This window comes from Actinoplanes subtropicus (genome assembly GCF_000721705.1).
GTDB classification, from domain to species: domain Bacteria; phylum Actinomycetota; class Actinomycetes; order Mycobacteriales; family Micromonosporaceae; genus Actinoplanes; species Actinoplanes subtropicus.
The window spans coordinates 32,758-42,153 of the sequence record NZ_JOJL01000053.1; the positions used below are offsets into that span (position 1 = coordinate 32,758).

Genomic DNA, 9,396 nt, shown 5'->3' on the forward strand with positions numbered 1-9,396 from the left:
CTACGACCCCGCTACGCCGGCAGTTGATCCATCGCCTTGTAGATGCGTTTGTCCGAGATCGGATACGCGGTGCCGAGGGTCTGCGCGAACAGGTTGATCCGCAGCTCCTCGATCATCCAGCGGATCTCGGCGAGCCCCTCGTCGGCGGCGCTGAGCGGCGGGAACTCGGCGCGCAGCTCCCGGTACTCGGCCTCGATCTCCTGGATCTGGGTCATCAGCTGCCGGTCGCGGCCCAGGTTGCCGGCCACCCGGTCGAGCCGGTACACGATGCCGCGCAGGTACCGGGGCAGGTGGTGCAGCTGCTTCCACCCGGCCTCGGTGACGAACCCGGGGTGCACCAGGCCCTTGAGCTGCTGCCGGATGTCGGCGAGCGCCGGGATCAGCTGCGGGTCGCGCAGGCCTTTCAGGCGCTGTTCGACGTCGTACGCGGTGGCCAGCACCGCCTGCACCTGGGCGACCACCCCCTCGACCGCGTCGACCAGGTCCTGCCGGACGGCGTCGCGCAGCGAGGCGAACTCGATCGAGGACCAGACCGGCCCGCCGGCGTCGGCGACCAGCTTGTCGACGGCCGCGCCGGCGCAGTCGTCGAGCAGGTCGGCGATCGACCGGTACGGGTTGGCCCGGGACAGTTCGAGCTTGGCCCGGTTGTCCAGCCGCCCCTGCAGGAAGCGGGCGGCCGGCGGCAGCGTGAGCAGCAGCAGCCGCCGGGTGCCGGCCCGCATCGCGACCCGCTGCTCGGGCTCGGTCTCGAAGACCCGGATCGCCACACTGTCCGTTTCATCGACCAACGCCGGAAATACCGTGACTTCGTAACCGCCGCGGACCTGAGCAACCCGGCGCGGCAGCACCCCGAAGTCGTTGGCGGTGATCCCCCGGCGCTCGATGTTCCCGGCCGCCGCCGAGATCGTCTTCTGCACCTTGGGCGCCAGCCGCCGCCGCAACTCTTCAAGATCGCGTCCGACGCCAAGCGTTTCGCCCGATTCGTCCACGACACGGAAATTCATCCGCAAATGCGAGGGGACCTCGGCGGGCCGCCAAGCGTCGCGCGGCACGACCGTGCCGGTCAGGCGCCGCAGCTCACTCCCGATCGCGTCGGTGAGCGGCCCGCGCCGCGCCGGCACCCGGTCGAGCACCGCCTCCGCCCAGTCCGGCACCGGCACGAAATTGGTGCGCAGCGCCTTCGGCAGCGACCGGATCAGCGCGATCACCACGTCCTTCCGGAAGCCCGGCACCGACCAGCCGAAGTCCTCCGGGTCGAGCTTGTTGAGCAGCGGCAACGGCACCTCGACCGTGACCCCGTCGGCCGCCGAGTTCGGCTCGAACGCGTACGTCAGGGGCAGCCGCACCCCGCCGGCCAGCCAGGCGTCCGGGAACGCGTTCGGGTCGACCGTGTCCCGCCCGGCGTTGACCAGCAGGTCGCGGGTGAAGGTCAGCAGATCGGGATTCTCCCGGCGGGCGTTCTTCCACCACGAGTCGAAGTGCCGGGCGGTGACCACGTCGGCGGGGATCCGCTCGTCGTACAGCCGGAAAACGGTCTCGTCGTCGACCGCGATGTCCCGCCGGCGCGCCCTGTTCTCGATCTCCTCGATCCGCTCCAGCAGCCGCCGGTTCTCCTCGAAGAACTTGTGGTGGGTCGCCCAGTCGCCCTCGACCAGCGCGTGCCGGATGAACAGCTCGCGGCAGAGCACGGGGTCGACCCGGGCGTATCCGACGCGCCGCCGCGGCACGATCGGAAGACCGTACAGAGTCACTTTCTCGTACGCCATGACGGCGCCCTGCTTCTTCTCCCAGTGCGGCTCGCTGTACGAGTGCTTCACCAGGTGCGGCGCCAGCTTCTCGGCCCATTCCGGCTCGATCCGGGCGTTGACCCGGCCCCACAGCCGGCTCGTCTCCACCAGCTCGGCCGACATCACCCAGCGGGGCTGCTTCTTGAACAGCGCCGAGCCCGGGAAGATGGCGAACTTCGCGCCGCGCGCCCCGAGGTACTCGCGCTTCTCGCCGTCCTTGAGCCCGAGGTGGCTGAGCAGCCCGGACAGCAGCGCGGTGTGCACGTGCTGCCCCTCGGCGAGTTCGTCGCGGTCCTCGGCGAGGGCCAGGCCGAGGGTGCGGGCGACCTGCCGCAGCTGCGCGTAGATGTCCTGCCATTCGCGTACGCGCAAGTAGTTGAGAAATTCCGACCGGCACAGCCGGCGGAACTGGTTGCCGGACAGCTCCTGCTGTTTCTCGCGCAGGTACCGCCACAGGTTGAGGTAGCTGAAGAAGTCCGATTCCTTGTCGGTGAACCGGGCGTGCTTCTCGTCCGCCTGCTGCTGTTTGTCGGCGGGCCGCTCGCGCGGGTCCTGGATGGACAGCGCCGCCGCGATCACCATGACCTCGGCCACGCAGTCCTGCTTGTCCGCCTCGATGACCATGCGGGCCAGCCGCGGGTCGACCGGCAGCTGCGCGAGCTGACGCCCGAGCGGCGTCAGGCGGCGCTCGTCGAGCGCCCCGAGCTCCTCCAGCAGCTTCACGCCGTCGGTGATGTTCCGCTTGTCCGGCGGGTCGATGAACGGGAACTTCTGCAGGTCGCCCAGCCCCAGGTTGGTCATCTGCAGGATGACCGAGGCGAGGTTCGTACGCAGGATCTCCGGCTCGGTGAACTCGGGGCGCCCCTCGAAGTCCTCCTCCGAGTAGAGCCGGACGCAGATGCCGTCGGCGAGCCGGCCGCAGCGGCCCTTGCGCTGGTTGGCGCTGGCCTGCGAGACCGGCTCGATCGGCAGCCGCTGCACCTTCAGGCGGTTGGAGTAGCGGCTGATCCGCGCGGTGCCCGGGTCGATCACGTACCGGATGCCGGGGACGGTCAGCGAGGTCTCGGCGACGTTGGTGGCCAGCACGACGCGGCGCTGGGTGTGCCGCTCGAAGACCTTATGCTGCTCGGCGGACGACAAGCGGCCATAAAGCGGGACAATTTCGGTATTCCGGAGATTTCGCTTGGCCAGCGCCTCCGCCGTGTCCCGAATGTCGCGCTCGCCGGACAGAAAGACGAGGATGTCCCCGGCACCCTCCCGCCCAAGCTCGTCGACCGCCTCGGCGATGCCGTCGACCTGGTCCATCGGTTCTTCGGTTTCGTCCCCTTCATTCACCGAGACCAGGGGACGATATCGGACTTCAACCGGATATGTCCGACCCGAAACCTCGATCACGGGCGCCGGCTTTCCCGACATGTCCGAGAAATGCTCGGCAAACCGCGCGGTCTCGATCGTCGCCGACGTGATGATCAGCTTCAGGTCGGGGCGCCGCGGGAGCAGATCGCGCAGATACCCCAGGATGAAGTCGATGTTGAGGCTGCGCTCGTGCGCCTCGTCGATGATCAGTGTGTCGTACCGGCGCAGCTGCCGATCGTTCTGGATCTCGGCCAGCAGGATGCCGTCGGTCATCACCTTGATCATGGTGTCGTCGCTCACCTGATCGGTGAAGCGCACCTTGTACCCGACCGTCGACCCCAGCGGCCGGTCCAGCTCCTCGGCGATGCGCTCGGCGACCGTCCGGGCGGCGATCCGGCGCGGCTGGGTGTGCCCGATCTGACCGCGGACGCCGCGCCCCAGCTCCAGGCAGATCTTCGGGATCTGGGTGGTCTTGCCGGAGCCGGTCTCGCCGGCCACCACCACGACCTGGTGGTCGCGGATGGCGGCGAGGATGTCGTCCTTGCGCCGGCTGACCGGCAGCGCCTCGGGATAGGTGACCTTCGGGACCGAGGCGAGCCGGGCCTCGAGGCGCTCGCGCGCCTGCGCGGCCTCGGCCTCGATCTCGGCGAGAACGGCGGCCCGGGCCGCCTCGTCGCGGATCTTGCGGGTGCCCTCCAGGCGGCGCTGCAGTCGCCGTTCGTCGCGGGGCAGGAGCTCTTGAAGCCGGGTGCGAAGCGCGGCGGGTGTGGAAGACATGGCGCAGCAAGAATAGGCGGATCGCCCCCGAAACGCCTGGTGATTATCGCCGCGTTCGCCGCCGGTGAGATGACTTACGGTTTCCGACGCCCGCGGGGTTTGCAGGTGACGGAGACCGCAAGTCATCTCACCGGTTACAAGGCGATCGCCGCGGAGCGAAGCGGAGCCGGCTACTTTGCCAGGCCGTCGATCGCCGTCATCTCGTCGGCCGTGAGCTCGAATCCGGAAATGTCGAAGTTTGTGGCGATCCTCGCGGCGGTCTTCGACTTCGGGATCACCACGATCTCGTGCTGGACGTGCCAGCGCAGCACCACCCGCGCCGGGTCGACGCCGTGCAGCGCGGCGATCTGGGTCAGCACCGGTTCGTGCAGGTTGGTGGTCTTGAACGGCGAATACCCCTCGACCACCACGCCGCGGGCCCGGTGCCCCTCGACCAGCTGCGGGTTCCACAGGGTCGGCCCGAAGCGGATCTGATTGACCGCCGGCGTCTCCCCGGTCGCCTTGGCCAGCTCGTCGATCTCGTCCAGGTCGAAGTTGCTCACCCCGATGTTGCGGGCCAGCCCGGCGTCGCGCAGCTCGACGAACTCCTGCCACACCGGCACCGACCGGCCGCGCGACGGCGGCCAGTGGATCAGCCACAGGTCGACCGCCTCCACCCCCAGCTGCCGCAGGCTCTCGGTGAGGGTGGCGCGTTCGCGGCCGGCCCGCTCGGGCGGCAGCTTCGTGGTGACGAAGACCTCGTCCCGGGGTACGCCCGAGTCGGCCAGCGCGCGGCCCACCTCGGCCTCGTTGCCGTACATGGTGGCGGTGTCGAGGTGGCGGTAGCCGGCGTCCAGCGCGGCCCGGACCGCCTGGTAGGCCGACTCGCCCCGGATCTGCCAGGTGCCGAAGCCCAGCAGCGGCATCGCCGGGGCGGACGGCAGCGGAAGCGCGGGAATGCTCATACGCCCCAGTCTTACTCGGCCGGCTGCCGATCCGGTACCAGTGAGCGCGGCCGGGTGCTCCTCATCGCGGCCCGCTCGGCGTGGGCCGGGTCGAGCCGCTCGCCGGCCGGCTCGGGCTCCGCCAGGGGCAGGGTGAAGTGGAAGCGCGTACCGCCGCCGGGGTTGTCGCCGACGCCGATCTCCCCGCCGTGCCGCTCCACGATGCGCTTGCAGATGGCCAGGCCCAGCCCGGTGCCGGCGTATCCGGCCGCGGCGGGCGCCCGGTGGAACCGCTCGAAGACCGCGGGCTTGTCGGCGTCCGGGATGCCGATGCCGCGGTCGGCCACCTCGATCCGGGCCCAGCCGGGCCCGGCGGGCGTGGCGGTGATCTCGACCTGGGCGGCGCGGCCCGGGCGGACGTACTTGACGGCGTTGCCGATCAGGTTGTCCAGCACGTGCCGCAGCATCCCCGGGTCGGCGTGCACGACCGGCAGCGGTCCCACGTGGAGGTCACCGAACGACCGGTCCTGCACCACCTCGCCGACCAGCCCCGCCAGCGGCACCGCCACCCGGGCCAGCGGCGCGTCCCGGGCCGTGGTGTAGGCGAGCAGCGTGTCGATCATGCCGGCCATCCGGTCGACGGCCCGCAGCACCCGCTCCAGCGACGGCCGCGGGTCGTTGTCGTCGTCGAGCGCCTCCGCGGCCGCCTCGCAGTGTCCGCGCACCGCGGTCAGCGGCGCCTTCAGGTCGTGCGCCACCACCCCGGCGAACACCGCGAGGTCGTTCTCGTGCCGGCGCAGTTCGGTGATGTCCCGGAACACCGCGACGGCGCCGCGCAGCCCGGCGGCCGGGTCGAGCGGCCGCCCGTCGACGCTGATCAGGATGCCCTCGGGCCGCGCCGCGTTGCGCACCACCATCTCGACGTCGTGCGCCGGCTCCCCGCGCAGGGCCCGCAGCAGCGGCATCTCGTCGAGCGGGAACGGAGTACGCCCGTCCGGCCGGAACAGCCCGTAGTGCTCCTGCCAGTCGCCCGGCCCCGGGTCGTCCCCCTCGATCCCGGCCAGTTCCCGGGCGGCCGGATTGCGCAGCAGGTGCTCGCCGTTCTCGTCGACCACGCTGACGCCGTCGCCGATGGTGGTCATCACCGCGCCGAGCAGGGCGGCCTGGCGGCGGCTCTCGGCCTCGGCGGCGCGCAGCCCGGCGGTGGCCGCGTGCACCCGGGCCAGGGCCCGCTCCCGCCCGGTGGCCAGCACGTAGACCAGCCCGGCCAGCATCACGGTGATCGCCAGGCAGCCGCCGAGCACGGCGCCGGGCAGGCCGCTGTGCGCGCCGGGCAGCCGCCGGGAGTCGGCCCGGACGGTCAGCGTCCACTCCCGGTCGGCGACCTCGAGCAGGGCGTGCCGTTCCAGGTCGGGCCGGCCGGGCGCGGGGTGGCGGGCGACCACCGGCCGGCTGCCGTCGCTGTTCTGCGCCCGCAGTTCGCCGTCCAGCTGGCCCTGGCTGACCGCGGCCAGCACGCCGCCGAGGAAGTCCTGCCCGCGGACGCTGAGCACGAGCCAGCCGCGGAAATCGGGATCGGCGGTGCGCGGCCAGATCGGCGCGGCGAAGACGAACGAATGCTGCTGCCGCGCCGCCGGCAGGTTGCGGTCCCGGAGCAGCACGTACGCGTCGGAGACCGTCGGCACGCTCATCCGGCGGGCGTCGGCCAGCGCGGACGCGGCTTCCGGCGCGGCGGAGAGATCGACCCCCGCGCGTACCGGCTCCTCGGCGAGCCCGCGGGCGAAGATGGTGAAGAAGTGTTCGGCCCCATGCCCGGCCGGCCGCAGCAGGAGCCCGTCCGACCCGCGCGAGCGCCACAGCCGCTGCACGGCCGGCACCTGCGCGGCGGTGGCCGGCACCACGTAGGTGAGGCTGGACGCCCCGATCAGCGAGGCGGACCCGAGCGGCGAGGTGGCCGCGTCGAAGTCCTCCCAGGTCAGCCGCGGGTCGGTGGCGAGCCCGGCGGCGGTGGCGGCGAGCAGCGAGCTGAACCGGCCGGTCTCGGTGACCAGCGCGGCCCGGGCCATGGCGGCGCGCTGGTCCATCACCCGCTCGGCGTTGTCGTGCTGGGACCGGCGCACGGCGGCCTGGATCAGCAGGGTGACGGCCAGGCCGGCGACCACCACGGCGGCAGCCAGCCAGGTGCCGGTCCGCCGCCCCCGTTGCCTCACCAAAGCGAGCGTAATACGCATTTCGCCCCCACCGGCCGGTTCGGCCGACGGGGGCGAGATGACGGGCTCACTTCCAGACGTCGTACTGGTACAGGTTGTACGAGGCCATCAGCGTCGTGATCTTGGTGTAGTAGTTCGGGTCGGTGGCGTACCCGGCCTTCCACACCTGCCAGATGAACTTGTTCGCGTCCCGGGTGTAACCGAACGCCGGCTTGTACCGGCTGTTGACCCGCAGGAAGTTGCCGTGGTCGCGGAACGAGTTCGCCATCGTGGCGTAGATCCGGAAGCTGGCCGTGGTGGCGAAGCACTTGCCGGTCTTGTCGCACTCGCTGGTGTTGTAGACGTGGCAACCCTGGGCGAGGTCGCCGTACCGGCCGTTCTGGCACTTGATCCCGAAGTAGTTGCTGTCGGTCACCGACAGGCTGCTCCTGCCCCAGCCGGACTCGAGGATCGCCTGCGCGATCGTGACCGACGCCGGCACGCCGTACTCGCGCCAGCCCCGTTGCGCGCCGGGCACCGCGGCCTTGAGGAACTGGTCCGGGGTGGGCGCCGGGCCGGTGACCGGGGTCAGCGACGCACCCGGGCACAGGTGCAGGGTCGGCGTCACCACGTACGCATGCGAGATGTAACCGCCGTCGCTCAGCCGGTTCCATTGCGTGGTCGAGCGGACGGTGCCCTTGACCAGCTGGCCGACGACGCCGCACACGCCCTGCACGGTCGCGCCGGTGAGCACCGCGCGCTTGACCGGGTAGGACGTGCCCGGCCCGGTGCGGATGTTCACCGTCCCGTCGGCGCTGCGCACCGTGCCGATCTTGTAGGTCACCTCGGCGGCCGGCGACGTCGTGGTCGCGCACGGCGGAAGCGTTCCGCTCATCCGGACGTACGCGTCGGAGACGTACGCGCCGGAACCGAGCCGGTCCCACTGCCCGGTCGTGCGGATCGAGCCCCGGACGGTCTGCCCGGCGGCCCGGCAGACGGCGGTGATCCGCTGCCCGTCGCGCAGCGACCCGGTGACCCGGGACGACAGCGCGGGCCCGGATCGGGTCATCAGCGTGCCACTCACCTCGACGGTCCCGGTCACCCCGGCGGCCTGGGCCGGGCTGGACGCGACCACCAGGCCCGCGCCGGCGGTCAGCGCCATCATCGGCACCACGAGCAGTCGGCGGGTCCTGAACCCCATGAAGACAACCCCTTCGTTCGGTGAACGTCCGTACGAAGGTGAAGCCGGAGTGTTGCGGGCCGAGAGCGATAGTGGTTGCGGGCGGGTAGCCATGATCCTGGGGTTGAAAAAGCAACCGTCTGGGCAAACCGGCTACGCAGCCGCCGCCCATGATCAGGAGCAGGAGGTCACCCGCCGATGACGGCCCTGGCGCCCCGCAGCCGGACGTCCCGCGCCCGGACGGCCGCGCCCCGCCCGGGCGCAGGCCACGTGCTCGCCCCGTTCGCGGTGGCCCTGCTGGCCGCCGCCGGGGTGGCCGCGACCTACCTGGCCTTCGTCCGCACCGTGACCGGCCAGCACGCGGACACCACCGCGATGCGCGGCGGCGACGTCCACCACCCCCGGGTGGTCGAGGTCCTCAGCCGTACGCTCAACGGCACCACCCTGGTGACCCTGGTGCTGGTGTGCCTGGCCGCGGTGGTCGTCGGCATCCTGCGCCACCGCCTCGACCTGGCCATCGGCGCCACGGTGCTGGTGCTCGGCGCGAACGCGAGCTGCCAGCTGCTCAAGACCCGGCTCCCCCGCCCCGACCTGGACCACTACCCCGCGCCCAACTCGTTCCCGAGCGGCCACACCGCGGCCGCCGCCTCGGTGGCGTTCGCGCTGATCCTGGTGCTGCCGGCGGCCGTACGCGGCATGGTCGCCCTGGCCGGCGCCGCCTACGTCACGGTGATCGCCATCGCCACCGTCTGGGCCGAGTGGCACCGCCCGAGCGACACCATCGGCGCCGTGCTGCTGGTGCTGGCCTGGTCCGCGCTGGCCGCCTTCGGCATCCGCCTGTTCCGCCGCGGCCCCACCGCCCCCGCCGCCGGCCCCGGCAAGCCCGTCACGGTCCTGCTGCTGGCCGTCGCCACGGTCGCCGGCGCCGCGGGTCTGTTCGGCCTGCTCTCCGAGGTCATGGCCGTCCGGGTCACGCCCGAACTGGTCTCCAGCCGCTTCGTGTTCCTCACCGCCTCGGCCGGCATCACTGCCGCGGTGGCCGCGGTATTCCTGCTCTGGACGTGGCTGGCCGCCGGCGACCGCCCCGCCGCGCCCGCACCCGCCAAGGCGAGCCGCCCGGCCCGCCCGCCCAAGGGAGGCAAGAAATGACCACCCCGACTCCCCCCCACCCCCCCGCCCACCCC

5 protein-coding genes are annotated in these 9,396 nt (G+C 71.9%); 1 reads left to right on the forward strand and 4 read right to left on the reverse strand.

Annotated features, from left to right (window positions below):
- Positions 1 to 11: 11 nt before the first annotated feature.
- The 4 genes from hrpA to gsmA all read right to left on the reverse strand — a co-directional run bounded on the left by hrpA (position 12) and on the right by gsmA (position 8,233).
- Positions 12 to 3,920, reverse strand: a complete 3,909-nt coding sequence (gene hrpA, locus IH26_RS0147995; RefSeq protein WP_030443010.1) for an ATP-dependent RNA helicase HrpA — start codon at positions 3,918 to 3,920, stop codon at positions 12 to 14.
- 170 nt (positions 3,921 to 4,090) lie between these two features.
- Complete coding sequence (locus IH26_RS0148000) at positions 4,091 to 4,864, reverse strand: aldo/keto reductase (RefSeq protein ID WP_030443011.1); 774 nt, start codon at positions 4,862 to 4,864, stop codon at positions 4,091 to 4,093.
- 11 nt (positions 4,865 to 4,875) lie between these two features.
- Positions 4,876 to 7,053: an ATP-binding protein gene (locus tag IH26_RS0148005; RefSeq protein ID WP_245666022.1), complete on the reverse strand. Its 2,178-nt coding sequence runs from the start codon at positions 7,051 to 7,053 to the stop codon at positions 4,876 to 4,878.
- Between the two features lie 67 nt (positions 7,054 to 7,120).
- Positions 7,121 to 8,233 (reverse strand): sporangiospore maturation cell wall hydrolase GsmA, encoded by a 1,113-nt coding sequence (gsmA, locus tag IH26_RS0148010; protein WP_030443013.1) that lies wholly within the window; start codon positions 8,231 to 8,233, stop codon positions 7,121 to 7,123.
- Between the two features lie 177 nt (positions 8,234 to 8,410).
- Here gsmA and IH26_RS0148015 point away from each other — a divergent pair, with 177 nt between their 5' ends.
- Positions 8,411 to 9,361, forward strand: coding sequence for a phosphatase PAP2 family protein (locus tag IH26_RS0148015; protein ID WP_051809856.1), 951 nt, complete (start codon positions 8,411 to 8,413; stop codon positions 9,359 to 9,361).
- Positions 9,362 to 9,396 lie beyond the last annotated feature (35 nt).